Here is a 1,407-nt window from a genome sequence, read left to right as displayed (position 1 = left end):
ATATAAGTGCCATCGACCTGAAAATTTTTATCATGCGCTTCAACCGCTTGATAGCTCAAAAAGAGTGAGATGACTAAAACCGCATATTTTAGCAGATCTAACTTTTTCATAGTGAAAACCTCTCTTTTCCAAGATGAACTAATTTGACATTTGCCGCCGTTTGAACTTTCGACGCTGATCTTTCATGAAGATGGACCAGAAATAATAGAACCCTGGCACTAATATCGCAAAGCCCACGATATATGTGGCAAAAACAGCCCGGAAAGATGTTGGATCGGTAAATCCTGAGAGAATCGTGACATTTGGATATATGATATAAGGTAAATGTGCGATACCATAAACATAACTGCCGATTAAATACTGAATGATAATCGCTATTACAGCGACGCGAGGCATTCCTTTAACCTCCTGCTTAGAAAAATGGGGTAAGTACAGTGCTATCCCGCTAATGATGAAAAAAGCTAGCGAGACGAATAACAATGCCGAGTTTTTCATCATTCCTTGGTAGATCCAATACGCTTCATTTTTTAACGTGAGCATAACCAACAGAGCCATGACTAACATAAGCGGTCCCGTAATCATCGCATCCCTGCGATATATTTTGTATGCTTTCATTTCATCAGCCTGTTTTGAGTAATCAGACAGTAACAAAGATGATAAAAAAAGCGTGCTCATGATTCCAAACCCCACAAATGCATACTCATTCGGACTCATGAAAAGTTTAGATAGATTCAATTCTTCATTTCCTCTTACGCCTTCGACAAATCCAAGGTGGGTGATGGGCAATACACTGATTAATAGCCCGGGTATGATTAATCCCGTCAATCCTGAGATATATGTTAACGCTTTTTCATATTTGTCTACGCTATGCGAAAAAACCAAGAAAGCGCTCCTAATACAAAGCAGGACCAATATCAGGCTCGCAGGAACGATCAAGGCTACTCCAATCGGGAAAACTGCACCTGGAAATAAACTGTAAATCGCAATGACAAGACCAACAACAAATGTATTGGTCACTTCCCAAGTCGGCGATAAATAGCTATTTGCAATCTTCGTAGCATTTGTTTCTTCCTTTTTAATGTAAGTCATCGCCCAGAAACCAGCGCCAAAGTCCATAGAGGCCATGATGGCATAAAGAAAAATAAAGCCCCAGACCAATGTTATTGCAAGAAGAGCATCACTCAACCGCCTTCCCCCCTTTTATGAATTCGAATCAAAATGCCTTACATCTTTCTGTTCTGCCTTATAAATATCATCCATAACGGAATGTCGTTTGAAATAATACAAAAGTGTAAATACGACAGAAACGCATAAAATGATATATACAATGATGAACATCGTGAATAAAAATCCAAGGTTTTCGTACGAAGTGACCGAATCCTCCGTAGTCAGCATCCTGTATATCTG

1 protein-coding gene and 1 pseudogene are annotated in these 1,407 nt (G+C 39.4%); both read right to left on the bottom strand.

The window, feature by feature from the left end; genetic code table 11:
* Nucleotides 1-138 precede the first annotated feature (138 nt).
* Complete coding sequence (locus ACFVSH_RS26645; protein WP_387598273.1) at nucleotides 139-1,185, bottom strand: cytochrome d ubiquinol oxidase subunit II; 1,047 nt, start codon at nucleotides 1,183-1,185, stop codon at nucleotides 139-141.
* Between the two features lie 15 nt (nucleotides 1,186-1,200).
* Nucleotides 1,201-1,407, bottom strand: a pseudogene (locus tag ACFVSH_RS26640) (cytochrome ubiquinol oxidase subunit I); the annotation flags it as partial.

Origin of the sequence: Peribacillus sp. NPDC058002 (assembly GCF_042886655.1) — a bacterium.
Classification (GTDB): domain Bacteria; phylum Bacillota; class Bacilli; order Bacillales; family DSM-1321; genus Peribacillus; species Peribacillus aracenensis.
Note: the sequence above shows the minus strand (reverse complement) of the source record. Positions and strands in the feature narration are given on the sequence as shown.